This is a genomic window from Hydrogenophaga sp. RAC07, assembly GCF_001713375.1.
Classification (GTDB): Bacteria; Pseudomonadota; Gammaproteobacteria; order Burkholderiales; family Burkholderiaceae_C; genus Hydrogenophaga.
In genome coordinates this window covers 2,002,795-2,029,075 of record NZ_CP016449.1, presented here as the reverse complement: position 1 = coordinate 2,029,075, position 26,281 = coordinate 2,002,795, and the positions used below count along the sequence as shown (strand labels likewise).

Genomic DNA, 26,281 nt, shown 5'->3' with positions numbered 1-26,281 from the left:
CGTCTTGAGCGTTCGCAGCACCTACGAAGCCGCGCTGAAAGAGCGCGGCTACACCACCGACCCCGCCCAGCAGCGGGCCATCGACGCGCTGGAGCGGTGCGCAACAGAGTGGACGGCGTACAAGCAGCGCCGCTCCAACTCACTCAAGAAGCTCTTCATCAAACCCGACATCCCACGCGGCGTGTACATGTTTGGCGGCGTGGGCCGGGGCAAGAGTTTTTTGATGGACTGCTTCTTCAACGCGGTTCCACTCAAGCGCAAGACGCGTCTGCACTTTCACGAGTTCATGCGCGAGGTGCACCGCGAACTGCGCGAACTGCAGGGCACCGTCAACCCGCTGGACGAACTCGGCTTGCGCATTGCCAAGCGCTACAAACTGATCTGTTTCGACGAGTTTCACGTGGCCGATGTGACCGACGCGATGATCCTGCACCGGTTGCTGGACGCCTTGTTCAAGGCCGGCGTGGGCTTTGTCACCACGTCGAACTTCCACCCGGACAACCTGTACCCCGACGGCCTGCACCGCGACCGCATCCTGCCCGCGATCGAGCTGCTCAAGGATCGGCTGGAGGTGTTGAGCGTGGACAACGGCACCGACTACCGGCAGCGCACGCTCAACCACATCGAGCTCTACCACTGCCCGCTGGGGCCGCAGGCCGATGCGTCGATGGAGGCTACGTTCAACGAACTGGCCGAGGCGGGCGACCAGGACCCGGTGATGCAGATCGAGTCGCGCCAGATCAACGCGGTGCGCCGCGCCGGTGGTGTGATCTGGTTCGATTTCCGCACCTTGTGCGGCGGGCCGCGTTCACAGAACGACTACCTGGAAATCGCCACCCAGTTCCACACGGTGATGCTGTCCAACGTGCCGCAGATGCAGGTGCGCCAGGCGTCCGAAGCAAGGCGCTTCACCTGGCTCATCGACGTGCTGTACGACCGCCGCGTCAAGCTGGTGATGTCGGCGGCTGTGCCGCCGGAAGAGCTGTACCTCGAAGGACCCATGTCGCACGAATTCCCGCGAACTGTGTCGCGCTTGGGCGAGATGCAGTCGGCCGAGTTTCTGGCGCTGGAACACCGGGTGGTGGACACCGGGCTGACCTGAACGTCTGCGTTGAAAACGAAGCCCGCTGAGCGGACTTCAGCTCAGCGGCTCCAGTTTCACGATCACGATCGACAGGTTGTCGCCCGCGCCCTTGGCGCGTGTGCGCGCCTTCTGGATCAGAAACTCGCAAGCCTCGCGCGGCGACAGCATGGCGATCGTGCTGGCCAGTTCTTCGGGGGTGAAGTAGTGCCACACCCCGTCGCTGCAGGCCATGAGCGCTTCACCCGGGGTGAGTTGCGGCACCACGTGCAGGTCCACCGGTGGGTCGTTCTCGGTGCCCAGGCAGCCCATGAGGATGTTGGCGTGCGGGTGGTCCAGCGCGTCCTGCTCGCTCAACTCGCCCTGGTTGACCAGGGTCTGCACATACGAATGGTCCATGGTCCGGAACACCATGCGACCGTTGCGGAAGTGGTAGACCCGCGAATCTCCGGCGTGCACCCAGTGGCTCTCACCGTCGGGGTCAATCAGGAAGGCGGCGATGGTGCTGTGCGGTTCCTGTTCGGCCGACACGGCGGTGAGTTTGATCACCAGGTGCGATTCTTCAACGATCTGGCGCAGCAGGGCCGATGCGTCGTCGGTGTCGGGGTCGTAGCGCTCGAACAGCTGACGCGCCGTGAGCATCACCTGATCCGATGCCTTGCGCCCCCCGCTGCGCCCGCCCATGCCGTCGGCCAGCACGGCCAGCATGCAGCTGCTGTGGCGCGGATGGTTCAGCAGGCACACCTGATCTTGCTGATAGTCGCGGTCTCCGCGGTGGATGCCGGTGGATGCCTGGATGCGGTAGCCTTTGGACATATGAATCAGTCGTTGTTCGGGTGCCATTCGTTGCACGCAATGGTATCCAGTTATGTTGCATTGGGACCCCACCGCCCGTGCGCCTTTGCACACCGTTGGCGTGGTTGATCTGGTCCAGGGCGTGGCGGCCGCCTTCGCCGCCGACGGCCCACTCTCGGTGGCGCGCCCCGGCCTTCGTCCCCGGCCGGGCCAGCTGGCCATGGCGCTGGCCGTGGCGAAGGCATTGCAGGCAGGCGAACACCTGGCGGTTGAGGCCGGCACGGGTGTGGGCAAGACCTTTGCCTACCTCGTGCCCGTGTTGCTGAGCGGGCAACGCGCGCTGCTGTCGACCGCCACACAGGCTTTGCAGGACCAGCTGTTCACGCAAGACATACCGGCGGTGTCGCGCGCGTTGGGTCTGCCGGTGCGCGCAGCCCTGCTCAAGGGGCGTTCCAGCTACCTGTGCCTGCACCGGCTGGAGCTGGCCAGAACGGCTGGGTCGTCCGCGCAACGCGATCCGGCGGTGGCTGCCGGCCTGGAGCAGGTGCAGCGCTGGGCGCGGCTCACCCGCAGCGGTGATGTGGGCGAGCTGGACGGTCTGGACGAACGCTCGCCGCTGCGCCCCCTGATCACGTCCACGCGCCACAACTGTGAGGGCACCACGTGTCCGCAGGCCGCAGCGTGCCACGTCAACCTCGCCCGTCGCCAGGCGCGCGAAGCCGACTGGGTGGTGATCAACCACCACCTGTTCTTTGCCGACCAGATCATTCGCGAAGCCGAAGCGGTGGACTGGTTGCCGGAGACCGGGGTGGTGGTGTTGGACGAGGCGCACCAGCTCAACGACACCGGCGTGCAGCTGTTGTCCCGGTCCATCGCCTCGGACAACCTGCGCGACTTGGCGCGCGAACTCCGCGTGCAGGGCCATGCCCGGGCGCGCGGGTTGCGACCCTGGGCGCACCTCGCGCTCAATCTGGAACAGGCCTGCCGCGCCGTGGGCTCGCTGCCCCGCGAAGTCGCGATCCGAAGCCGCAGCGCGTGGAACGACATCACGCCCGAAGGTCTGGCACCGGCTGCCTGGCGGGTGGCTGTCGCTGGCCTCGACCAGGCGCTGACGGCCGCCCTGGAGGCCGTGTCGGCCACCGCCCAGAGTGCGGCCGAACTCGTGCGCCTGCTCGATCGCATCAAGGTCCTGCAGAACACCTGGCGCCAACTGGCGCCAGGCAGCACCAGCCCCGTGGATGCCACCAGTGTTCGCTGGATGGAGTGGGGCGCCGACCGCTCCTGGCGGATGGTGCGCGCGCCGTTGGACAGCGCTGAGCGCTTCGGCCGCCTGGTGCAGAACGCCGAGCCCGGCGCCCGGAGCTGGATCTTTGCCTCGGCCACGCTCGGTCACGACGACACACTGGGCTGGTTCACCCGGGGCCTGGGCCTGGCGGACCACCCCACCGTGCGCACCCTGCGGGTGGCCAGCCCGTTCGACCACGGCGAGCAAGCCTCGCTTTTTGTGCCACACGACCTGCCGGAGCCGTCCGAGGCCGCACACACGCCCGAACTGGCGGCACGGGTGGCGCAGTGGGCGAACCGACTCGGTGGTCGCACGCTGGTGCTCACCACCACGCTGCGGGCGGTCGCCCGCATGGCCGAGGCCTTGAATGAGCAGGTGCTGCAGGGCCGCTGCGCCCCGGTGCAGGTGTTGGCCCAGGGGAGCCTGTCGCGCGCGGCGCTGTTGGCCCGCTTCCGGACGGCCGCGTCAACACCGCACGGCGCCATCCTGGTGGCGTCGGCCTCGTTCTGGGAAGGGGTGGATTTGCCTGGCGATGCGCTTCAGCTGCTCGTCATCGACAAGCTGCCGTTTCCGTCACCCGATGATCCTCTGACCGCTGCGCGTGGCGCGCGACTGGAAGCACTGGGTCTGAAAGCGTTTGGCGATGCTTACCTGCCCGAGGCCACCATGGCCTTGAAGCAGGGCGCCGGACGGTTGATCCGAACCGAAACCGACAGGGGCGTGCTGGTGATCGGCGATCGCCGCCTGCTCACCCGCAGCTACGGCCTTCAGATGCTGGACAGCCTGCCACCCATGCGCCGTGTGGTGGATGAGGCCGACATGAGCGCAGCGCTGGACGCGCTGGTGCTCACCAGATCTTCCACCAGGGCTCGTCCTTGCTCTTGAAGCCCTGGCTCAGGAATTCGCTCTTCGGATAGTTGGCCTGCATCACGCGGCGGGCGTCGTCGCGCAACTGGGTCATGCCCAGCGCGTCGTACGACTGGACCATGATGAACAAGGCTTCTTCCAGCGCGGGTGCGTCGGTGTACTCGTTCAACGCGGTCTGCGCACGGTTGATGGCCGCCACATGGGCGCCGCGGCTCAGGTAATAACGGGCCACATGCACTTCGTACTGCGCCAACGAGTTGACGATGTAGGTCATGCGCAGGCGGGCGTCCGGCGAGTAGCGCGAATCCGGGAAGCGGGTGGTCAGTTCGCGGAAGGCTTCGAACGATTCCTTGGCGGCCTTCTGGTCACGTTCCGACAGGTCTTGCCGCGCGATGGCGCCGAACAGACCGAGGTTGTCGTTGAAGTTCACCAGGCCCTTGAGGTAGAGCGCGTAGTCCATGGCCGGGCTGGCCGGATGCAGCTTCTGGAAACGCTCGATGGCGGCCAGTGCCTGTGCTGGCTCGCTCGCCTTGTAGTGTGTGTAGGCCTTGTCGAGCTGGGCCTGCTGCGCCAGCGGGGTACCGGCTGCGCGGCCTTCGAGCTTTTCAAGCAAGGTCACCGAGCGTTCGAAGTTGCCTGCGGAGCGCTCGTCGGTGGCCTCGCTGTAAATGCGGTTGGGGCTCCAGTTCGCGGTTTCGTCTTTGGGCTTGGTGCTGCCACAAGCGCTCAGCAGCAACGCTGTGCCCAATGCACCAGCGGTCAGGGCCGATAATCTGAACGTCAACATAACGAACTTACCTTCACAACGGAACGACGGATTGAAAGCGCAAAGTATATCGACGGGGGGTGAGTCGCTCGGTCTGGCAGCAGACACGGCGCAGGATGTGGCAACGGGCGCCGACGAATGGGCGCTTGAGGTGGAAAAACGCATTTGCGCGGTGCCGGTCGGCATGCACGGCTGGCGCATCGATCGCGCACTGGCCCAGCTGATTCCCGAGTTCTCGCGCTCCTACCTGCAGCAGCTCATGGCCGATGGCGCAGTGGAAGTGCGCGGCGTGCCCCAGTGCAAACCGTCGGCGCGCATCGCCGCCGGTGACCAGCTGCACGTGGAACTGCGGCCCACGCAGCAGGCCCAGGCCTTTGTGCCGGAGGCGATGGCGCTGGACGTGGTGTTTGAAGACGCCGACCTGATGGTCATTCACAAGCCGGCCGGGCTGGTGGTGCACCCCGCCGCAGGCAACTGGACCGGCACCTTGCTCAACGGCTTGCTGGCACACCACGCCGGCGCAGCCAGCTTGCCGCGCGCAGGCATCGTGCACCGGCTCGACAAGGACACCTCGGGCCTGATGCTGGTGGGCAAGAGCCGCCAGGCCGTGGAAGCGCTGGTGCGCGCCATCGCCGCGCGCGAGGTGAGCCGGCAATACCTGGCCCTGGCGCACGGTCGCTGGAAAGGCATGGAGGACCAGCATGTGGACCAGCCCATAGGGCGCGATGTGCACAACCGCCTGCGCATGGCGGTGGTGCGGGTCGAAGGCGGCAGCAGCAAGACCGCGCAGACCACGGTCCGCGTGCTCGATACCTGCGACCAGGCCAGCCTGGTGGCCTGCAAGCTGCACACCGGGCGCACCCACCAGATCCGGGTCCACATGGCCTGGCTGGGTCATCCGCTGGTGGGCGACACGCTGTACGGCGGGCGAGCGCTGTGGGGCATGGCCCGCCAATCGCTGCACGCGGCGCGCCTGGAACTCAAGCACCCGATCACGGGCCAGCCCTTGCTGTTTCGGTCCACACCGCCGGCCGACATGCTGCTGGCGGTTGATTCCAGCGGGCTCCATTACAATGCGCAATGCTGGGACAGCGAACCGGTGGCCTGAAGCCGCACCCTCCGACGCGGAGGGGTTGCGCAACACCCTTCACCCCGACCTTCGACCAGCCACCCGATTTCAATGCCCGACCGAGAGCCCTTGTCCGGGCTCTGCAGGATCCAGCCGATTCGCCCCGACCCGACGGTCGCGCCCGCATGCCACCTGGCCCGCGGCTCCATCGCACCGTTCGCCTTTCGCACCGTCCCGGCCACCCACCGGTTTTTGACTGACAGACACCATGAACACAACGGATGCCAAGCGTGTCCTCGAGACGGCATTGATCTGCGCGCCCCAGCCGCTGTCCGTGCGCGAGCTCGGCACGCTGTTCGACATGGAAGTGTCGGCCGACACGCTCAAGACTCTGTTGGCCGACCTGCAGCTTGAATGGACCGGGCGCGGCGTGGAGCTGGTGCAGGTTGCCACGGGCTGGCGTTTTCAGAGCCGGCCCGAGCTGCGGCCCTACCTGGACCGCCTGCATCCCGAAAAACCACCGCGCTACAGCCGCGCCGCCATGGAAACGCTGGCCATCATTGCGTACCGCCAGCCCGTGACGCGTGGCGACATGGAAGACATCCGCGGTGTCACCATCAATTCGCTCATCATCAAGCAGCTCGAGGACCGCGGCTGGATCGAAGTCATTGGCCACCGCGAAACCGTGGGCCGTCCGGCCCTGTTTGCCACCACGCGCCAGTTTCTGGACGACCTGGGTCTGGCGTCGCTCGACCAGTTGCCGCCCCTGGACGGGAGTGAGGTGCAGGAGTCCGCGCTGGACCGCCTCGACTTTGAATCCCTGGCCAACAGCCTGCCGTCCGATCCGCCCGATCTGGACGTGCCCGAATCAGACCTGTTCGTGGTGGCCGACCCCGTGACCACCGACCCGATTTCCCCGCCCTCCGACCCGCAGTTGTTGGAACCGTCCACCCAGGAAGACCATGACCCCGGATCAAACCCCACCCAACCCACCTGAACTCGACCCCACCGCCGACGTGCCCGCGGTTCAGCCCACGGCAGTGCAGGCCCAACCGGAGCCCGCGCCCGAGGTGCTGCGTTTCGACGACGTGGTCAGCGGTGCATTCGACGCCGAGCAGGAGCAAGACCTTCCGCTGCCCACCAAGCGCGTGCTGGCGCCCCAGGCCGAGTCGCCCAAGCTGCACAAGGTGCTGGCGCAGGCCGGCATGGGTTCGCGGCTGGAGATGGAGCAGCTGATCCTGGAGGGTCGCATCTCGGTGAACGGCGAGCCGGCCCACGTGGGTCAGCGCATCCAGTTCGGCGACGTGATCAAGGTCAACGGCAAGCCGGTCCGTGTGCGCATGACGCCGCCGCCGCCGCGCGTGCTGGCGTACCACAAGCCCGCGGGCGAGGTGGTGTCGCACGACGACCCGCAAAACCGGCCCACGGTGTTTCGCCGCCTGCCCAAGCTGATGCAGGGCAAGTGGCAGTCGGTCGGCCGGCTCGATCTGAACACCGAAGGCCTGCTGTTGCTCACCAGCTCGGGTGAGTTGGCCAACCGCCTGATGCACCCGCGCTTTGGACTGCAACGCGAATACGCCGTGCGGGTGCTGGGCGCGCTGTCGAACGACGAGAAAGCCCGTCTGCTCGACGGTGTGCGGCTGGACGACGGCATGGCCCAGTTCGCTTCCATCGAAGACGGTGGCGGCGAGGGCGCCAACTGCTGGTACCGCGTGACGATTGGTGAAGGTCGCAACCGCGAGGTGCGCCGCATGTTCGAGGCTGTGGGTCATGCGGTCAGTCGCCTGATCCGCATCCGCTACGGCGCCATGATGCTGCCGCGCGGCCTCAAGCGCGGTGCCTGGATCGAGCTCGACGAGCGCGACATCGGGCGTCTGACGGCCGCGGCCGGCATGCCCGGCGCCGACGAGGAGGGCGCACGCCCGCCCCGTCCGGGAGGTCGCCACCCGGCGCAGCGTGGAAAACAGGGCCCCCGATCGGGCCGCACGCAAGGCAAACCACCGGGCAGCCGCAGCGAGAGCCCCGGCTTTGGCGACCGGCGCAGCAGCGGTTACGGCATGGGCGGAGCACCGACGGGCCCCGGTGGCAAAGGCCGGGGCGCCAAGCCCGGTACCAGCACGGGCGGTCGCGGGCCAGGTGGCGGAGCGTCGCAGCCCGATCCCATGAAGACCTCGTTCGGCTACATCGGGCAAGACGCCCTTCAACGCCGACGCGAGCAGGAAGCCGGCCGCGGCAGCGCACCCGGTGGCGCACGCCGCCGCGGTGGAGGCAACGGCAACGGCGGCGGTGGCCGCACCGGCAGCCGTTGAGCCCGCTCGGGTCGTGCCCGGGCGTCACCGTGGCGTGACACGGGCAATGTAGAATCATGGGCTTTTCGAGGTGCCCCAAACCTCGGCAAATTGACCCACAAAACTTCAGGATTTCCATGGCCATCGAACGCACCCTCTCCATCATCAAGCCCGACGCCGTTGCCAAAAACGTGATCGGCCAGATCTACGCCCGCTTTGAAGCTGCCGGCCTGAAGGTCGTGGCGGCCCGCATGGCCCACCTGTCGCGCGGCGAAGCTGAAGCGTTTTACGCTGTGCACAAGGCCCGTCCTTTCTTCAAGGACCTGGTCGACTTCATGATCTCCGGCCCCGTGATGATCCAGGCCCTTGAGGGTGAAGGCGCGATTGCCAAGAACCGCGACCTGATGGGCGCCACCGACCCGAAGAAGGCCGACGCCGGCACGATCCGCGCCGACTTCGCCGACAGCATCGACGCCAACGCCGTGCACGGCTCCGACGCGCCCGAGACCGCTGCCGCTGAAATCGCGTTCTTCTTCGCCGGCCTCAACGTCTACTCGCGCTGAGCCAGCGCGCTGACCATGCCATGACGGTCAACCTGCTCGACTTCGATCTTGAGGGTTTGGCCGCCTGGTGCGAGCAGCTGGGCGAAAAGCGCTTTCGCGCCGTTCAGCTGTTTCGCTGGATCCATCAAAAAGGGGCGTCGGACTTCACCGAGATGACCGACCTCGCGCGCAGCCTGCGCGAGAAGCTGCCGGGTGCCTGCTCCATCACCGGCCTGCCGGTGCTGTCGCGCCAGGACTCGGCCGACGGCACCATCAAGTGGCTGTTCGACGTGGGTGGCGGCAACGCGGTCGAGACCGTGTTCATCCCCGAAGAAGACCGAGGCACCTTGTGCATCTCGTCGCAGGCGGGTTGTGCCGTGGGTTGCCGCTTCTGTTCCACCGGCCACCAGGGTTTCTCGCGCAACCTCACCACCGGTGAGATCCTCGCCCAGCTGTGGCAGGCCGAGTTCTTTCTGCGCAAGCACCTCAAGCGCGACGAGCGCGTGATCACCAACGTGGTGATGATGGGCATGGGCGAACCTTTGCAGAACTACAACGCGCTGGTGCCGGCACTGCGCGTGATGCTCGACGACCACGGCTACGGCCTGTCGCGCCGCCGCGTCACCGTGTCCACCTCGGGCGTGGTGCCCATGATGGACCGCCTCGCTCAAGACTGTCCCGTGGCGCTGGCCGTGTCGCTGCACGCACCCGTTGATGCCTTGCGCAGCGACCTCGTGCCGCTCAACCTCAAGTACCCGATTGCCGAACTGCTCGACGCCTGCCTGCGCTACTTGCCCGCCGCGCCGCGCGACTTCATCACCTTCGAGTACTGCATGCTCGACGGTGTGAACGACCAGCCGCACCACGCGCAAGAGCTGCTGGCTCTGGTGCGGGGCCACGCGGGGCGTGGTGTGCCGTGCAAGATCAACCTGATTCCTTTCAACCCGTTTCCCGGCTCCGGGCTGCTCTGTTCGCCACGGCCGGTGGTGCAGCAGTTCGCCCGCATCCTCAGCGAGGGTGGTTTGGTGACAACGGTGCGCAAGACGCGGGGCGACGACATCGACGCGGCCTGTGGTCAACTGGCCGGCGACGTGCTCGACCGCACCAACGCCGCCAGCCGCCTGGCCAAGCGCCGCAGCGCCACCGAGCATCCCATCCGCATCGTCCACAAGGAAAGGCAGGCATGACTTCAGCCACTCGATTCCCAGCCCGGTTTTCAGGCGCCATGTGGGGGTTGCTGGCATTGCTGACGTGCTTGCTGTTGTTGTCGGCGGGATGTGCGCAACGCGGTGCTGCAGCCAGCACGCCCACCGCTGAGCCGATCACCGATTCCGACGAACCCGAGGCGCGCAAGCGCGCGCGCATCCGCATCGAGCTGGCCGCCGGCTACTTTGGTGAAGGTCAGAACACGGTGGCGCTGGACGAGATCAAGCTGGCGCTTCAGGCCGACCCGACCTACGCGCCGGCCTATGTGCTGCGCGGCCTGGTCTACATGGGCATGAACAACGACCCGCTGGCCGAAGAGAGCTTCCAGCGCGCCATGCAGCTCAATCCGCGCGACCCCGACGCCCTGCACAACTACGGCTGGTACGCCTGCCAGCGCGGTCGCTACGCCCAGTCCACCGAACTGTTCCAGCGCGCGTTGGTCAGCCCTGTTTACGGCGGTCAGGCCAGAACCTTGCTGGCCATGGGCATCTGTCAGATCCGGGCCGGGCAGTTCGTGGAGGCCGAAGCCAGCCTTGCGCGCTCTTACGAACTCGATCCGGCCAACCCCATCGTGGCCTACAACCTCGCCTCGCTGCAGTTCCGGCGGGGTGATGACGCCAAGGCCCAGTTCACCATTCGACGCCTCAACAACACCGACCTGGCCAATGCCGAGACGCTGTGGCTGGGCATCAAGGTGGAGCGGCGGCTTCGCAACCGCGAAGCCATGGCACAACTGGCCCAGCAACTGGGTCGCCGTTACCCGGATTCCGCCCAGTGGGCGCGTTTTCAGCGCGGAGAGTTTGATGAGTGAAGCGGTGGTGGATGGCAATGGCCTGTCGGGTGAGCCCGTTTCGCGGCCGATCCGGCTGAAGGAGGCCCGCGAAGCCGCGGGTCTGCACATCGCGGCCCTGGCCGCCGCCTTGAAGGTGCCGGTCAAGAAGCTGGAGGCGTTGGAGGCCGGGCGATACAGCGAACTGCCCGACCTCACCTTTGCGCGCGCGCTGGCGTCCAGCGCCTGCCGACAGCTCAAGGTCGATCCGGCTCCCATCCTCCAGCAGATTCCGCTCGGCAGCTCACCCAAGCTGGGTGACCACGGGCAGGCGCTCAACGCGCCTTTCAATTCGGGCCGCGACGAAGAGCCGATCAACCCGCTGAACTGGCTCTCCCGGCCTGCCTTGCTGGCGGCCATTGCCCTCTTGCTGGGTGCGCTGGTCATTGTGTTTCTGCCCCGGGCCGAAAGCCCTCCGGCCGTGGCAAGCGTGGCGGAGCCGGTCATGGCCGAACCTGTGGTGGTGGTCGAACCCGTGGCCGCTCAGGAGCCCGCTGGTGCTGCCTTGCAGGAAGGCGTTTTGCCCGTGAGCAACGACCAGGCATTGCCCGCCGTGGCGCCAGCGAACACGGACCCAGCGGCCGTGCCGACGGATACGGCGGCGCTGCCCGTTGCCACGCCGGTAGCTCCCGTCGCTGTCCCCGGTGCGGGCAGCTTGCTGAGCATTGCCGCCACGGGCGAGTCCTGGGTGGAAGTGGTCAACGGCAGCGGAACTGTGGTGGCCCAACGCCTGCTGCAGGCCGGCGACGTGATCGATTTTTCCGCAGCCCCACCCTACACCGTGGTTCTGGGCAAGGCCGATGCCGCGCAGGTGAGCGTTCGCGGCAAGCCCTTTGACACGACGCCCTTTGCGCGCAGCAACGTGGCTCGCTTCGAGGTGAAATGACCATGGACCTTGCATCTCAGCCCATCGCCTTGACCGCCGCACGAGCGCGCCGCACCCGCCAGGGCGTGGTGGCGTGGGGCAGCAACCGGGTGACGGTGGGTGGCGACGCGCCGGTGCGTGTGCAGTCCATGACCAACACCGACACAGCCGACGCGGTGGGCACGGCGATCCAGGTGAAAGAGCTGGCGCTGGCCGGCTCCGAGCTGGTGCGCATCACCGTGAACAACGACGAAGCCGCCAAGGCCGTTCCCTACATTCGTGAGCAGCTTGACCGCATGGGCGTTGATGTGCCCCTGGTCGGCGACTTCCACTACAACGGCCACCGCCTGCTCGCCGACCACCCGGCCTGCGCCGAAGCACTCTCCAAGTACCGCATCAACCCCGGCAACGTGGGCCGAGGTGACAAGGGTGACCGCCAGTTTGCCCAGATGGTGGAGATCGCCGCGCGCCACGACAAGGCCATCCGCATCGGCGTGAACTGGGGCAGCCTGGACCAGGACCTGCTGGCCCGTCTGATGGACGAGAACGCCGGCCGCCGCGAACCCTGGGAGGCCAAGCAGGTGATGTACGAGGCGCTGATCACCTCGGCGCTCGAGTCTGCCAAGAAGGCTGAAGAGATCGGCCTCAATGGCAACAACATCTTCCTGTCATGCAAGGTCAGCGCAGTGCAGGACCTGATCGCGGTGTATCAGGCGCTGGCGCAACGCTGCAACTACGCGCTGCACCTCGGCCTGACCGAAGCCGGCATGGGCACCAAAGGCGCGGTGGCATCGGCCGCGGCACTCTCGGTGCTGCTGCAACAAGGCATTGGTGACACCATCCGCGTCTCGCTCACGCCACAGCCGGGCGAAGCCCGCACGCAAGAGGTGGTGATCGCGCTGGAGATCCTGCAGGCGCTCGGCATGCGAGCGTTTGTGCCCTCGGTCACCGCCTGCCCGGGCTGCGGCCGCACCACCAGCACCACATTCCAGGAGCTGGCCAAGCAGATCGACGACTACCTGCGCGGCTCCATGCCGGTCTGGCGCGTGCGCTACCCCGGGGTGGAAAACCTCAAGGTGGCGGTGATGGGCTGCATCGTCAACGGCCCCGGCGAAAGCAAACATGCCGACATCGGCATCAGCCTGCCCGGCACCGGCGAAGCACCGGCCGCACCGGTCTTCATCGACGGACAGAAAGCACTGACCTTGCGCGGCGACGACATCGTGCGCGAGTTCCAGGTGATCGTGGACAACTACATCGAGAAAAAGTTTGGCGTCACCGCTTGAGGTTGGGCAATTGCCCGGCTTGCGCTGAACGCACCGACTTCCAGCACATGGCAGAAAAACTAACCGCCGTCAAAGGCATGAACGACATCGCCCCTCCCGCGTCCGCGCACTGGGAATGGCTCGAAGACACGCTGCGCACGCTGATGCGCCGCTACAGCTATCGCAACCTGCGCACGCCCATCGTGGAGCCGACCGCGTTGTTCGTGCGCGGCCTGGGCGAGGTGACCGACATCGTCGAGAAGGAGATGTACTCCTTTGAAGACCGGCTCAACGGCGAGCAGCTCACGCTGCGCCCCGAAAACACGGCGGGCGTGGTTCGCGCCGCGCTCGAACATTCGCTGCTGTACGACGGTGGCAAGCGCCTGTACTACATGGGGCCGATGTTCCGCCACGAGCGCCCGCAGCGCGGTCGCTACCGCCAGTTCCACCAGTTCGGTGCCGAGGCCCTGGGCTTTGCCGGGCCCGACGTGGACGCCGAGCTCATCGTGCTGGCTTGCGATCTCTGGGCCGAGCTCGGTCTCACCGGCATCGAACTCGAAATCAACAGCCTGGGCCAACCCACCGAGCGGCTGGCGCACCGCCAGGCCCTCATCGCCTACCTGGAAGCCCATGCGGACCAGCTCGACGAGGAGGCCAAACGCCGCTTGCACAGCAACCCGCTGCGGATCCTGGATACCAAGAATCCGGCCATGCAGGCCCTGGTGAACGCCGCGCCGCGCCTGATGGACCACCTGGGTGCCGAATCACTCGATCACTTCAACCGCCTGCGCGGCCTGCTCGATGCGCACGGCATTGCCTACCGCATCAACCCGCGCCTGGTGCGCGGCATGGACTACTACAACCTCTCGGTGTTCGAGTTCGTCACCACGCAACTGGGCTCACAAGGCACCGTGTGCGCCGGCGGCCGCTACGACGGTCTGTTCGAACAGATCGGCGGCAAAGCCGCGCCGGCCGTGGGCTGGGCGCTGGGCATGGAGCGCATTCTCGAGCTGCTGAAAGAGCAGGGCAAGTTGCCTGAACAACCTGTGCCCGACGCGTATGCCGTGGTGCCCGACGCGGCCCATGTGCCCCAGGTCATGCCGGTGTTGCGGGCTCTGCGACAGCACGGTGTGAACGTGCAGATGCACGCGGGCGGCGCCGATGGCATGGGCAGCATGAAGTCGCAGTTCAAGAAGGCCGACGCCAGCGGCGCCCGCTTTGCGCTGATCTTTGGCGAGCAAGAGCTGCAGCAAGGCAGTGTGGCTGTGAAGCCTTTGCGCGGCCCGCGGCCCGACACCGATGCACCCTCGCAGGAAACCGCGCAGCGCCTGCTGCCGATCGCGCAGGTGGCCGAATGGGCCGCCAGTCTGCGCAGCCACTGAACCCACCCGGCCTTCCCGGCTTGCAGAGGCGGGGAAGCCGCAGCCACCCGCCTACAATCGAGCGTTGCGCTCCCGGCGCCCGAACCCGAATCGAATTTGCAGCATGGCCAAACACCTCGACCTTGAAGAGCAGGAACAGCTCGATCAGATCAAACACTTCTGGAGCCAGTACGGCAACCTCATCAGCTGGGTGCTGATCGTGGTCTTCGGTTCGTTTGCCGCCTGGAACGGCTGGAACTACTGGCAGCGCAACCAGGCCGCGAAGGCTGCGGCCTTGTACGATGAAGTCGACCGCGCCGCACTCGCCAAAGACGCAGACCGCATGCAGCGTGCATTGGCCGACATGCAGGCCCAGTTCGCCAGCACTACCTTCGCCAGCCAAGCCGCTCTGCAGGCCGGCAAGACGCTGTTCGATGCGGGCAAGCTGCCCGAGGCACGCGCTGCGCTGGCCTGGGCTGCTGAAAAGTCGTCCGATGACGCTTACAAAGCCGTCGCCCGCTTGCGGCTCGCGGCGCTGGACATCGAGGCGCAAGCCTATGACCAGGCACTCAAGACCCTGGAAGCCCCGGTGCCCAAGTCGTTCGAGCCGCTGGTGGCCGATCGCCGCGGCGATGTGTTGATGGCGCAGGGCAAGGCCGATGAAGCCAAGGCCCAGTACCAGACCGCCTGGAAGGGCTTGACCAACCGCACCGAATACCGCCGCCTGGTCGAGGTGAAGCTGGCTTCGCTGGGCGTGGATGTTTCCACCCTGGCCCCCACAACCGAGGTCGCCCGTTGAACCCAGTTCTCAATTCCATCAAACCTTCTTCCACAGCTTGGATGGTGCGCGCCGCCTGCCTGGGTGTGCTGGCGCTGGCGGGTCTGTCGGCCTGCTCGTCGGGCGCCAAGAAGCCCCAGCCCACCGAGCTGCCCCCGGTTGCTGCCCTCATGGGCACGCGTGCAGCCTGGACCGCGCAGGTGGGCGCCACCACCGAGTCCCTGACTCCACTGGTCGCGGGCGGCCGCGTGTTCGCTGCCAGCACCGCCGGCACGGTGGTCGCGCTCAATGGTGCCACCGGTCAGGACGTGTGGCGCTTGAACCTGGGCACACCCATCGCCGCCGGCGTGGGCTCCGACGGGCAGACCGCTGCGGTGGTCACCCAGAGCAACCACCTCGTGGCGCTGGCCGATGGTCGCGAACTCTGGCGGGTGCGCCTGCCCGCGCGCGCCTTCACGGCGCCGCTGGTGGCCGGTGCCCGCGTGTTCGTGCTCACGGCCGACCGCACCGTCACCGCTTTTGACGCGCGCAACGGGGCCCGTTTGTGGGCCCAGTCGCGCACCGCCGAACCGCTGGTGCTCAGCCAGAGCGGCGCCTTGCTGGCGGTGGGCGACACCTTGGTGGCGGGCCTGTCGGGTCGATTGGTGGGTCTCAACCCGACCAACGGCTCGGTGCGCTGGGAAGCCCCGATCGCCACGCCGCGCGGCACCAACGAGGTGGAGCGTCTGGTGGACATCGTCGGCCCCGTGAGCCGGATTGGTGACAACGTCTGCGCGCGGGCCTACTCAGCCGCCGTGGGGTGCGTCGATGCTGCGCGTGGCAACGTGATCTGGTCCCGCGCCAACCAAGGCACCACTGGTGTGCACGGTGACGATCGCCTGGTGTTCGGCGCCGATGGCGAAGGCCGCTTCCAGGCCTGGCAACGCGCCTCCGGCGAGCCCGCCTGGAGCATTGACCGCTTGAAATACCGCGGCCTCAGCGCTCCGGTGGCATTGGGTCGCGTGGTCGCCGTGGGCGACAACACTGGCCTGGTGCACCTGGTCTCGCGCGAAGACGGCAGCGAAATGACACGACTGAGCACCGACGGTTCACCCATCCTGGTGGCACCTGTGCTCTCGGGCGACGCGCTCGTGGTACAGACGCGCAATGGCGGCCTGTACGCCTGGCGCCCCCAATAACGGCTGAGCCGAACCGCCTCTTGAACGAAAGCAGCTTTCCTTGAAACCCGTCATCGCCCTGGTGGGCCGCCCCAATGTGGGCAAGTCCACCCTGTTCAACCGCCTGACGAGTTCTCGCGACGCCATCGTGGCCGACTTTGCCGGCCTCACCCGTGATCGACACTACGGGAATGGCCGCCTCGGTGCACGTGAATACATCGTCATCGACACCGGCGGTTTCGAGCCCGATGCCACCGAGGGCATCTACAAGGAGATGGCCAAGCAGACGCGGCAGGCCGTGGCCGAGTCCGATGTGGTGCTGTTCGTGGTGGATGCACGCGCCGGCATCAGCGCGCAAGACCACGAGATCGCGGTTTACCTGCGCAGGCTGGGCAAACCTTGCGTGCTGGTGGCCAACAAGGCCGAGGGCATGACCCAGGGTTTGCAGCTGGTCGAGTTCTACGAGCTGGGACTGGGCGAAGTGCTGCCGGTCTCCGGCGCCCACGGGCAGGGCATTCGTTCCATGGTCGAGTTGGCCATGGAGCGCATTCCCGGCTTGCCGCCGGAAGATGAAGAGGAAGAACCCGCGCCGGCCGGCGTGATCCGCCTGGCGGTGGCAGGCCGGCCCAACGTGGGCAAGTCCACCCTGATCAACGCATGGCTGGGCGAAGAGCGCCTGGTCGCCTTCGATCTGCCCGGCACCACGCGCGACACCATCTCGGTGCCGTTCGAGCGCAACGGCCAGAAGTTCGAGTTGATCGACACGGCCGGCATTCGCCGCAAGGGACGGGTGTTCGAGGCAATCGAGAAGTTTTCGGTGGTCAAGACGCTGCAGGCCATTGAAAACGCGAATGTCGTGCTGCTGCTGCTGGACGCCACACAAGGCGTGACCGACCAGGACGCGCACATCGCAGGCTACATCCTGGAAAGCGGCCGCGCGGTGGTGGTGGCCATCAACAAATGGGACGCGGTGGATGCCTACCAGCGAGAACAGGTCGAGCGCCAGATCGAAACCCGGCTGGCCTTCCTGAAGTTTGCGTCCTTGCACCTGATCTCTGCGCAGAAGCGCCAGGGGTTGGCCCCGGTGTGGAAATCGATCATCCAGGCCCAGGCGTCGGCCACGCGCAAGATGTCGACCCCGGTGCTGACCCGGCTGCTGGCCGAGGCGGTGGCGTTCCAGGCGCCCACACGCGGTGGCATGTTCCGGCCCAAGATGCGCTACGCGCACCAAGGCGGCATGAATCCACCCGTGATCGTGATCCATGGCAATTCGCTGGAACACGTGCCCGATTCCTACAAGCGATTCCTCGAAGGGCGTTTCCGCAAGGCCTTCGATCTGGTCGGCACGCCGTTGCGGATCGAACTCAAAACCTCAACCAATCCCTTCAAGGAATAGGAATTGCCCGGCAGGCTTGAGCAGTACAAGCCCTGTGGTATGGTGCTTTCCTTATCCACTTTTTTCTGAACACGGAGCATATCGTGAGCAATAACAAAGGCCAACTCTTGCAAGACCCCTTTCTGAACCAGCTGCGCCGGGAGCACGTGCCCGTGTCGATTTACCTGGTCAATGGCATCAAGTTGCAGGGTCAGATCGAGTCGTTCGACCAGTACGTGGTTCTCTTGCGGAACACCGTCACGCAAATGGTCTACAAGCACGCCATTTCCACCATCGTTCCGGGCCGCCCCGTGCAGTTCTCCGCCGCACCTGCGGACGAGTCCGCCGCTCCTTGAACGTCTTTCCCCTTGAAACCGGCGCGGTGCCGATGCGCCGTCCGGTTCGCATCGCCCGGCGCATCACCGCTGAAGCGATTTGAAATCTCCCGAACACGCCGCCACGTCCACCCCATCGGTCATTCTGGTGGGGGTGGACTTTGGCACGCCCCATTTCGACGCTCCGTTGGAGGAACTCGGCTTGCTGGCCCAGACCGCGGGTTACAGCGTGGCCGACCGCGTCACCTGCAAACGCCGTGCGCCCGACCCGGCCCTGTTTGTCGGCTCCGGCAAGGCAGACGAGATCAAACTGCTGGCGCAGGCGACCGGTGCTGCGGAAGTCCTCTTCGATCAATCGCTCAGCCCTGCGCAGCAACGCAATCTTGAGCGGCATCTCGGGATGCCGGTCAACGACCGCACGCTGTTGATCCTGGAAATCTTTGCCCAGCGTGCGCGCAGCCACGAGGGCAAGCTCCAAGTCGAACTCGCGCGGCTCCAATACCTTTCCACCCGGCTTGTGCGGCGCTGGTCGCACCTGGAGCGGCAAAGTGGCGGCATCGGCATGCGCGGCGGTCCGGGTGAGACCCAGATCGAACTGGACCGCCGCATGATCGGCGAGTCGATCAAGCGGACCAAGGAGCGACTGGAAAAGGTGAAGAAGCAGCGCGCCACGCAGCGCCGCCAGCGGGAGCGCCGCGACACTTTTTCCATCTCGCTGGTCGGCTACACCAACGCGGGCAAATCGTCCCTGTTCAACGGCCTCGTCAAGGCGCGGGCCTACGCGGCCGATCAGCTGTTCGCCACGCTGGACACCACCACGCGGCAGCTCTACCTGGGCGAGGCGGGCCGCTCGGTGTCCTTGTCGGACACGGTGGGTTTCATTCGCGACCTCCCGCATGGCCTGGTCGACGCTTTTGCCGCCACCTTGCAGGAGGCGGCCGATGCCGACCTGCTGCTGCACATCGTGGACGCCTCGAACCCTTCGCATCCCGAACAGATGGCCTCGGTGATGGGCGTGCTCAAGGACATCGGGGCCGAGCATGTGCCTCAAATCCTGGTGTTCAACAAATTGGACGCGATCGACGAAGTCCACATTCCGCTCGTTCTCGCCGATCAAATGGAACTGGATGGGCAAACGGTGCCTCGAATTTACGTGAGTGCCCAAACGGGCGAGGGTTTGCCTGCCCTCAGGGCTCTGTTGGCGGCGCAGGTGTTGGCTGCCGGGGGCGGGCAAGGCCCCGAGAGCCCGGGGGCGTTCCCCGAAAATGAAAGTTCGCCCTGCTGATTGGGCACAATGTGATGGTTTTGAAATTGACAAAGAGTTGGCAACACATGGATGTGAATCTGCAAACCCCCGCCCGCCCTGCCGAGCATGGCTCACGCGCCGCCCCACGACGGGCCTGGCACAAGGTGTTGGGCATGTTCAATCTCAATGACCCGCGCTGGGGCCGGGGCGATGACGCTCCACGCAACGAAGGTTCCAAGGACGGCCAGGAACCCGAGCGCAACGACGACAACCGCACGCCGCAGCGTCCGCGGGGTCAAGGCCCCAACCAGGGTCCGCCGGATCTCGACGAACTGTGGCGCGACTTCAACCGCAAGCTCGGTGGTTTGCTGGGCAAGAAGGGTGGTGGCCAGGGTGGCGGCAACGGATCGGGCGGCGGCGGCATGCCGGGCTTCAACCCCAGCCCCAAGACCACCGGGATCGGTGCGGGCCTCATTGTCGGTGTAGCGGCGCTCATCTGGCTGGGCACCGGATTCTTCATCGTGCAAGAGGGCCAGCAGGCCGTCATCACGCAGTTCGGCAAGTACAACAGCACCGTGGGCGCTGGTTTCAACTGGCGCCTGCCGTACCCGATCCAGCGCCATGAAACCGTGTTCGTGACGCAGATCCGCTCGGTTGACGTGGGGCGCGACAACATCGTGCCCGCCACCGGCCTGCGCGAGTCGGCCATGCTCACCGAAGACGAGAACATCGTCGAGATCAAGTTTGCGGTGCAGTACCGTTTGAACGACGCGCGCGCCTTCCTGTTCGAGAGCCGCGACCCCGATGCGTCGGTGGTCAAGGTGGCCGAGACCGCAGTGCGTGAAGTGGTCGGCAAGATGAAGATGGACGCCGCCCTGGCCGAAGAGCGTGATCAGATTGCACCCCGCGTGCGCGCGCTCATGCAGACCATTCTGGACCGCTACAGCGTGGGCATCGAGGTGGTCGGCATCAACCTGCAACAAGGCGGCGTTCGTCCACCCGAGCAGGTGCAGGCCTCTTTTGACGACGTGCTCAAGGCTGGCCAGGAGCGCGAGCGCGCCAAGAACGAAGCCGAGGCCTACGCCAACGACGTGGTGCCGCGCGCCCGTGGTGCCGCCTCCCGCCTGACCGAAGAAGCCGAAGGCTACCGCGCCCGCATCGTGGCGCAGGCGCAAGGTGATTCGCAACGTTTCGCCTCGGTGCTGACCGAGTACCAGAAGGCGCCGCAGGTCACCCGCGAGCGCATGTACACGGACGCGATGCAGGAGATCTACAGCAACGTGACAAAGGTGCTGGTGGACTCCAAGGCCGGCAACAACCTGCTGTACCTGCCGCTGGACAAGATCATGCAGATGACGGCCCAGTCACCAACGACCAGCCCCTCGACCGTCACTCCACCGCCCAGCGCGGGCACGGCGTCCACGCCGGCCAGCCGCAGCCTCGACAACGCAGCCCGCTCGCGCGAACGCGAGAGCCGCTGAGCGCCGCAAACGAGACCAAAGAGCAACGCACATGAACAAATTGGGTTTCATCCTCACCAGCCTCGTCGTGGCGCTGGCCATCGCCAGTTCCATGCTGTTCGTGGTCGACCAGCGCCAGTTCGGCGTGGTCTTCCAGTTAGGCCAGATCAAGCAGGTCGTCACCGAGCCGGGCCTGAACTTCAAACTGCCCCCGCCGTTCCAGAACGTGTCCTACATCGACAAGCGCCTGCTCACGCTGGAGAGCACCGACACCGAACCGACGCTCACCGCCGAGAAGCAACGTGTTGTGATCGACTGGTACGTGCGCTGGCGCATCGCCGAGCCGCAGGAGTACATCCGCAACGTGGGTATCACCGAGCGCGCGGGCGCCTTGCAGCTCAACCGTGTGGTGCGCAACTCGTTTCAGCAGGAAGTGAACAAGCGCACCGTCAACGAGCTGCTGTCAACCCGTCGTGAAGAGCTGATGGCCGACGTCAAGCGCGAGGTGCTGGCCGCGGTGCGCAGCGCCGACAAGCCCTGGGGCATGGATGTGGTCGATGTCCGCATCACCCGCGTGGACTACGCCGAAAGCATCACCGCCTCGGTGTACCAGCGGATGGAAGCCGAGCGCAAACGCGTGGCCAACGAACTGCGCTCCACCGGTTTTGCCGAAGGCGAGAAGATCCGCGCCGATGCAGACCGCCAGCGCGAAGTGATCGTGTCCGAGGCCTACCGCGACGCTCAGCTCATCAAGGGTGAGGGCGATGCCAAAGCCGCTGCGTCGTTCTCCGAAGCGTTCGGTCGCGACCCGGCCTTTGCGCAGTTCTACCGCAGCCTGGAAGCCTACAAGTCGAGCTTCGCCAGCAAGTCCGACGTGCTGGTGGTCGATCCTTCGTCCGACTTCTTCAAGTCGCTGCGCAGCAGCAACCTGGCGCCGAGCAGGTGAGCCGTATGTCGCGCGGCGCTTGTTCCTTCCGCCAGCGCTGAGCGCGCGGCCCTTGTGGCGTGGAACCGATCTGGACCGCACTGGCCCTCGTGCTGGTGTTCGAAGGCATCCTTCCCTTGGTGGCACCGAAGTTGTGGCGCCGGGTGTTCTCTGAAATGCTCGGGCTGCGCGACGGACAGCTGCGTTTCTTCGGCCTGATCTGCGTGGCCATCGGCGTGCTGATGGTCTGGCTGCTCGGCTGAATTTCCCTCGCCAGGCGGGCGTTGGAATCGCCCGCTCCCGGCACCTTGCGCGATCACCCGGCGGATACCCTTCCGCACCCCGGTAAAATCGCGGTTTTAACAGCTCCTGAAAATGCCCATGTCTGCCTGGGTCCTCCCGGATCACATAGCCGATGTCTTGCCTTCCGAGGCCCGCCACATCGAAGAATTGCGCAGGAGCTTGCTCGATACCGCCCGTGGCTATGGCTACGAGCTGGTGATGCCGCCCTTGCTGGAGCATCTTGAATCGCTGCTCACCGGCACCGGTGAAGCGCTCGACCTGCAAACTTTCAAACTCGTCGACCAGTTGTCGGGCCGGACGCTGGGCCTGCGTGCCGACAGCACGCCGCAGGTGGCGCGCATCGACGCGCACCTGCTCAACCGCCAGGGCGTGGCGCGTCTGAGCTACTGCGGTCCGGTGGTGCACACGCGCATTGACCGCCCGCTGGCCAGTCGCGAACCGCTGCAGTTCGGCGCCGAGATCTACGGACATGCAGGGCTGGAGGCCGACCTCGAGGTGATCGAGCTGGCCCAGGCCTGCCTGCGCGTGGCCGGTGTGAAGGGTCTGCAGCTCGACATGGCCGACGTGCGCGTGATCGACGCCGTGCTCGCGCCGGTGACGTTGACCGCGCCGCAGGAGGCCCGTATCCATGCAGCCCTCAATGCGAAGGACGTGGCCGAACTCCAGGTGCTGGCGCGCGACCTGCCGGCCAACGTGCGCCGCGATCTGTGCGCGCTGCCGCGCCTCTTCGGCGATGTGGCGGTGCTCGATGAAGCGAAGCACACGCTGCAGGCGTCGCCCGCCTTGCACGCGGCCCTGGACAACCTGCGCTGGCTCGCTGCGCAAGCGCAAGACATGGCGGTGTCCATCGACCTCGCCGATCTGCGCGGCTACGCCTACTACACCGGCATGCGCTTCGCCTTGTTTGCCCAGGCGGGGCAGGGCAGTGCGGGGCAGTCGCTGGAGCTGGCCCGGGGTGGCCGCTACGACGAGGTGGGCGCCGTGTTCGGCCGCAACCGCCCGGCGGTGGGTTTCAGCCTGGACCTGAAAGAACTCGTGGCCGCCGTGGCGCCTCGGTCCCTGGTCGCCGCGATCCGTGCGCCCTGGGGCATGGACGCCAGCCTGCGCAGCGCCGTGGTCAACCTGCGGGCGCAGGGCCACACGGTGGTGTGCGTGCTGCCCGGCCATGAACACGAAGTCGACGAATTCCATTGCGACCGCGAACTGGTGCCCGACGCGGCCCAGGCAGGCGCATGGACAGTGAAGAACATTCAAACGGAAATCAGCCAATGACGAACAGCAGCAGCGCCGTGACACCCGGTCGCAACGTGGTGGTGGTGGGGACCCAGTGGGGCGACGAGGGCAAAGGCAAGCTGGTCGACTGGTTGACCGAGACCGCCACCGGTGTGGTGCGTTTCCAGGGGGGCCACAACGCGGGCCACACGCTGGTCATCAACGGCGTGAAGACCGCGCTGCATCTCATCCCCAGCGGCATCATGCGCGCGGGCGTCAAGTGCTACATCGGCAACGGCGTCGTGCTCTCGGTGGGCAAGTTGTTTGAAGAGATCACCGGGCTGGAAAAGGCCGGTGTCGAAGTGCGCTCGCGCCTGCGCGTGAGTGAAGGCTGCCCGCTGATCCTGCCGTTCCACGCTGCGATCGACATCGCGCGCGAAGCCGCCAAGGTCAAGGCCGGCACCGAGAAGATCGGTACCACCGGCCGCGGCATCGGCCCGGCCTACGAAGACAAGATCGCCCGCCGCGCGTTGCGCGTGCAGGACCTGCGATACCCCGAGCGCTTCGCCGCCAAGCTGCGCGAGCTGCTCGACCTGCACAACCACCTGCTCACCAGCTACCTGCATTCGGCCGACATGGTCTGGGACGAAAAGATCGCCGCCTACATGAAAGACGGCGCGATCCAGTTCGAGCCGGTGTATGCCGAAGCCATGCAACAGGCCGAGCTGCTCAAGCCCATGATCGCCGACGTGTCGCGCGAGCTCAACGAGGCCCACAAGGCCGGCGCCAACCTGCTGTTTGAAGGCGCGCAGGGCACGCTGCTCGACATCGACCACGGCACCTACCCCTTCGTCACGTCGAGCAACTGCGTGGCGGGCAACGCTGCTGCAGGCTCCGGCGTGGGCCCGGGCCTGCTGCATTACGTGCTGGGCATCACCAAGGCCTACTGCACCCGCGTGGGTGGTGGCCCGTTCCCGACCGAACTCGACTGGGAAAAAGAAGGCACACCGGGCTGGCACATGGCCACCGTGGGCGCCGAGAAGGGCGTGACCACCGGTCGCAGCCGCCGCTGTGGCTGGTTCGACGCGGCGCTGCTCAAGCGCTCGGCGCAGGTCAATGGCCTCACCGGTCTGTGCATCACCAAGCTCGACGTGCTCGACGGCTTGACCGAACTCAAGCTCTGCACCGGCTACGAGCTCGACGGCGAAACCATCGACATCCTGCCCCTGGGCGCCGAAGACATCGCGCGTTGCACGCCAATCTACGAAACCCTGCCGGGCTGGAGCGATTCGTCGGTGGGTGTGACGCAGTACGACAAGTTGCCCGAGAACGCGCGCCGTTATCTGCAGCGCATTCAGGAAACCACCGGCGTGCCGATCCACGTGGTGTCGACCAGCCCCGACCGCGACCACACCATCCTGCTGCACCACCCCTATCACGGCTAAGCACGGCTGAGCGGTGCATCTGCGGCCCACCCGGCCGCGCACCGTGCAAGAATCCCGACCGATACCCCCACCCGGAGTCCGCATGCTCACCGAAGACGGCAAACACCTCTACGTCTCCTACGACGAGTACCACAACCTGATCGAGAAGCTCGCGCTCAGGGTTCACCAGTCCGGCTGGGAATTCGACACCATCCTGTGCCTGGCGCGAGGCGGCATGCGCCCCGGCGACATCCTCTCGCGGATCTTCGACAAGCCGCTGGCCATCATGTCGACCAGCTCCTACCGCGCCGCCGCCGGTACCCAGCAGGGCAACCTGGACATCGCGCGCTACATCACCACGCCCAAAGGCGAGATCGCCGGCAAGGTGCTGCTGGTCGACGATCTGGCCGACTCCGGTCACACGCTCAAGGCGGTGATCGACATGCTCAAGAACAACTACGCGCCCATCACCGAGATGCGCAGCGCGGTGATCTGGACCAAACAGCTCTCGGCCTTCACGCCCGACTATTCGGTGGAGTTCCTGCCGACCAATCCGTGGATCCACCAGCCCTTTGAGGGCTACGACAGCATGCGGCCTGCACAACTGCTGGAGAAGTGGAAGCTGTGAAAGACCTGTCCACCCGCCTGATTCACCACCCCTACAAACCCCCCGAGGGTTTCGAGGCGGTGGCGCCGGGTGTGCACAAAGCGTCCACCGTCTTTTTCCCCAACGTCCAGGCGCTGCGCACCTACGACTGGAAAGACAAGAGCGGCTACACCTACGGCCTGCACGGCACGCCGACCACCTTCACGCTGGAAGAGCGCATCGCCACCATCGAAGGTGGCAAACATTGCGTGCTGGTGCCCAGCGGTCTGTCGGCCGTGACGCTGGTCGACATGGCCTTCTTGCGCAGTGGCGACGAGGTGCTGATCCCCGACAACGCCTACGGCCCCGGCAAGTCGTTTGCTGCGGTTGAACTCGCTGCCTGGGGCATCACCCACCGCTACTTCGACGCCATGGACCCCGACGATCTGGCGCGGCAGCTCTCGCCCGCCACACGACTGGTCTGGCTGGAAGCGCCGGGTTCCATCACGCTGGAGTTTCCCGACATTCCCGCACTGGTGGCCCGAGTGCAGCAGGCCAACCAAGCTCGCGCCGGACAACGGCCCATCGTCACCGTGCTCGACAACACCTGGGGCGCGGGTGTCGCCTTCAACGCATTTGATCTGGGCGTGGACATCTCCATGCAGGCGCTCACCAAGTACCCCAGCGGTGGTGCCGATGTGTTGATGGGCTCGGTGGTCACGCGCGACGAGTCCTTGCACCGCCAGGTGCTGCTCACCCACATGCGCCTGGGCCTGGCCGTGGCCGCCAACGACGCCGAACTGGTGCTGCGCAACCTGCCGACCATGGCCCTGCGCTATGAAGCGCAGGACACCGCCGCCCGCGAGCTGGCGCAGTGGATGCAGGCTCAGCCCGGCGTGGTCAAGGTGCTGCACCCGGCTTTGCCCGACTCTCCTGGTCACGCCACCTGGAAACGCGACGCCACAGCCGCGGCCTGCCTGTTCAGCGCCGTGTTCGACCCCTCGATTCCTCAGTCGCGCATCGACGCGTTTTGCGACAGCCTGAAGCTCTTCCGCCTGGGCTGGAGCTGGGCCGGGCCGATCAGCCTGTGTGCCCCGTACGACATGGCCTCCATTCGCACCCGGGCCTGGCCACACACCGGTGGTCTGGTACGCTTTGCGGTCGGTCTGGAATCCGTGCACGATCTGCGTGCCGACCTTGCACAGGCCCTGGGCGCCTTGCAAGCCTGACCCCTTCGTTTCAACAGACCTGAAAGACTGAT

25 protein-coding genes are annotated in these 26,281 nt (G+C 66.2%); 23 read left to right on the top strand and 2 right to left on the bottom strand.

The genetic code is table 11. From position 1 onward, the window contains the following. The first annotated feature begins 4 nt into the window (after nt 1-4). The gene (gene zapE, locus BSY239_RS09485; protein ID WP_069046635.1) at nt 5-1,102 is read left to right on the top strand and encodes a cell division protein ZapE; all 1,098 of its coding nucleotides are present in this window, start codon (nt 5-7) and stop codon (nt 1,100-1,102) included. 36 nt (nt 1,103-1,138) lie between these two features. On the opposite strand, the gene BSY239_RS09480 is transcribed toward zapE, so the two are convergent. Then, nucleotides 1,139-1,897 carry a PP2C family protein-serine/threonine phosphatase gene (locus BSY239_RS09480; RefSeq protein ID WP_069046634.1) on the bottom strand — a complete coding sequence of 253 codons (759 nt, stop codon included), beginning with the start codon at nt 1,895-1,897 and terminating at the stop codon, nt 1,139-1,141. 100 nt (nt 1,898-1,997) lie between these two features. Here BSY239_RS09480 and BSY239_RS09475 point away from each other — a divergent pair, with 100 nt between their 5' ends. Continuing rightward, nucleotides 1,998-4,046, top strand: coding sequence for an ATP-dependent DNA helicase (locus BSY239_RS09475; protein ID WP_335583429.1), 2,049 nt, complete (start codon nt 1,998-2,000; stop codon nt 4,044-4,046). On the opposite strand, the gene BSY239_RS09470 is transcribed toward BSY239_RS09475, so the two are convergent. Then, entirely contained in the window at nt 4,009-4,815 is an 807-nt protein-coding gene (locus tag BSY239_RS09470) for an outer membrane protein assembly factor BamD (RefSeq protein ID WP_069046633.1), read from the bottom strand. The two genes, BSY239_RS09475 and BSY239_RS09470, sit on opposite strands and share 38 nt — an antisense overlap. 31 nt (nt 4,816-4,846) lie before the next feature. Between BSY239_RS09470 and BSY239_RS09465 the strand changes: the two genes are divergently transcribed. The 21 genes from BSY239_RS09465 (at nt 4,847) to BSY239_RS09365 (ending at nt 26,249) form a co-directional block, all read left to right on the top strand. After that, a complete protein-coding gene (locus BSY239_RS09465; RefSeq protein WP_069046632.1) occupies nt 4,847-5,902 on the top strand; it encodes an RluA family pseudouridine synthase in 1,056 nt (351 codons plus the stop codon). 229 nt (nt 5,903-6,131) lie between these two features. Then, a complete protein-coding gene (gene scpB / locus BSY239_RS09460; RefSeq protein WP_083239901.1) occupies nt 6,132-6,860 on the top strand; it encodes an SMC-Scp complex subunit ScpB in 729 nt (242 codons plus the stop codon). Then, nucleotides 6,826-8,172 carry a pseudouridine synthase gene (locus tag BSY239_RS09455; RefSeq protein WP_069046631.1) on the top strand — a complete coding sequence of 449 codons (1,347 nt, stop codon included), beginning with the start codon at nt 6,826-6,828 and terminating at the stop codon, nt 8,170-8,172. Before scpB ends, BSY239_RS09455 begins: the two co-directional genes overlap by 35 nt. 116 nt (nt 8,173-8,288) lie before the next feature. Then, complete coding sequence (ndk, locus tag BSY239_RS09450) at nt 8,289-8,714, top strand: nucleoside-diphosphate kinase (RefSeq protein WP_056277714.1); 426 nt, start codon at nt 8,289-8,291, stop codon at nt 8,712-8,714. 20 nt (nt 8,715-8,734) lie between these two features. Beyond that, on the top strand, nt 8,735-9,880 hold the full coding sequence (gene rlmN / locus BSY239_RS09445; protein WP_069046630.1) for a 23S rRNA (adenine(2503)-C(2))-methyltransferase RlmN: 1,146 nt from the start codon (nt 8,735-8,737) through the stop codon (nt 9,878-9,880). After that, complete coding sequence (gene pilW, locus BSY239_RS09440; RefSeq protein ID WP_083239900.1) at nt 9,877-10,710, top strand: type IV pilus biogenesis/stability protein PilW; 834 nt, start codon at nt 9,877-9,879, stop codon at nt 10,708-10,710. The genes rlmN and pilW overlap by 4 nt, the downstream gene beginning before the upstream one ends. Beyond that, nucleotides 10,703-11,614 (top strand): RodZ domain-containing protein, encoded by a 912-nt coding sequence (locus BSY239_RS09435; protein WP_069046628.1) that lies wholly within the window; start codon nt 10,703-10,705, stop codon nt 11,612-11,614. The genes pilW and BSY239_RS09435 overlap by 8 nt, the downstream gene beginning before the upstream one ends. Before the next feature lie 2 nt (nt 11,615-11,616). After that, nucleotides 11,617-12,879 carry a flavodoxin-dependent (E)-4-hydroxy-3-methylbut-2-enyl-diphosphate synthase gene (ispG, locus tag BSY239_RS09430; protein WP_442905785.1) on the top strand — a complete coding sequence of 421 codons (1,263 nt, stop codon included), beginning with the start codon at nt 11,617-11,619 and terminating at the stop codon, nt 12,877-12,879. A 47-nt stretch (nt 12,880-12,926) separates the two neighbouring features. After that, nucleotides 12,927-14,240 carry a histidine--tRNA ligase gene (hisS, locus tag BSY239_RS09425; RefSeq protein ID WP_069046626.1) on the top strand — a complete coding sequence of 438 codons (1,314 nt, stop codon included), beginning with the start codon at nt 12,927-12,929 and terminating at the stop codon, nt 14,238-14,240. 103 nt (nt 14,241-14,343) lie between these two features. Beyond that, nucleotides 14,344-15,018, top strand: a complete 675-nt coding sequence (locus tag BSY239_RS09420; RefSeq protein WP_069046625.1) for a YfgM family protein — start codon at nt 14,344-14,346, stop codon at nt 15,016-15,018. 41 nt (nt 15,019-15,059) lie between these two features. Beyond that, entirely contained in the window at nt 15,060-16,175 is a 1,116-nt protein-coding gene (bamB, locus tag BSY239_RS09415; RefSeq protein ID WP_069046624.1) for an outer membrane protein assembly factor BamB, read from the top strand. Nucleotides 16,176-16,215: 40 nt separating this feature from the next. Continuing rightward, nucleotides 16,216-17,550, top strand: coding sequence for a ribosome biogenesis GTPase Der (der, locus tag BSY239_RS09410; protein WP_069046623.1), 1,335 nt, complete (start codon nt 16,216-16,218; stop codon nt 17,548-17,550). A 65-nt stretch (nt 17,551-17,615) separates the two neighbouring features. After that, nucleotides 17,616-17,885, top strand: coding sequence for an RNA chaperone Hfq (hfq, locus tag BSY239_RS09405; RefSeq protein WP_083239899.1), 270 nt, complete (start codon nt 17,616-17,618; stop codon nt 17,883-17,885). 79 nt (nt 17,886-17,964) lie between these two features. Next, nucleotides 17,965-19,149 carry a GTPase HflX gene (gene hflX, locus BSY239_RS09400; protein ID WP_069046621.1) on the top strand — a complete coding sequence of 395 codons (1,185 nt, stop codon included), beginning with the start codon at nt 17,965-17,967 and terminating at the stop codon, nt 19,147-19,149. Nucleotides 19,150-19,283: 134 nt separating this feature from the next. Continuing rightward, on the top strand, nt 19,284-20,591 hold the full coding sequence (hflK, locus tag BSY239_RS09395; RefSeq protein WP_069048892.1) for an FtsH protease activity modulator HflK: 1,308 nt from the start codon (nt 19,284-19,286) through the stop codon (nt 20,589-20,591). A 31-nt stretch (nt 20,592-20,622) separates the two neighbouring features. Continuing rightward, nucleotides 20,623-21,516: a protease modulator HflC gene (hflC, locus tag BSY239_RS09390; protein WP_069046620.1), complete on the top strand. Its 894-nt coding sequence runs from the start codon at nt 20,623-20,625 to the stop codon at nt 21,514-21,516. Nucleotides 21,517-21,575: 59 nt separating this feature from the next. Further along, complete coding sequence (locus BSY239_RS09385; RefSeq protein WP_069046619.1) at nt 21,576-21,758, top strand: DUF2065 domain-containing protein; 183 nt, start codon at nt 21,576-21,578, stop codon at nt 21,756-21,758. Between the two features lie 118 nt (nt 21,759-21,876). Beyond that, nucleotides 21,877-23,070: an ATP phosphoribosyltransferase regulatory subunit gene (locus BSY239_RS09380; RefSeq protein WP_069046618.1), complete on the top strand. Its 1,194-nt coding sequence runs from the start codon at nt 21,877-21,879 to the stop codon at nt 23,068-23,070. Further along, nucleotides 23,067-24,455, top strand: coding sequence for an adenylosuccinate synthase (locus tag BSY239_RS09375; protein ID WP_069046617.1), 1,389 nt, complete (start codon nt 23,067-23,069; stop codon nt 24,453-24,455). Before BSY239_RS09380 ends, BSY239_RS09375 begins: the two co-directional genes overlap by 4 nt. An 82-nt stretch (nt 24,456-24,537) precedes the next feature. After that, on the top strand, nt 24,538-25,062 hold the full coding sequence (locus BSY239_RS09370; protein ID WP_069046616.1) for a phosphoribosyltransferase: 525 nt from the start codon (nt 24,538-24,540) through the stop codon (nt 25,060-25,062). Continuing rightward, nucleotides 25,059-26,249: a PLP-dependent transferase gene (locus BSY239_RS09365; RefSeq protein WP_069046615.1), complete on the top strand. Its 1,191-nt coding sequence runs from the start codon at nt 25,059-25,061 to the stop codon at nt 26,247-26,249. The genes BSY239_RS09370 and BSY239_RS09365 overlap by 4 nt, the downstream gene beginning before the upstream one ends. Nucleotides 26,250-26,281: the final 32 nt, after the last annotated feature.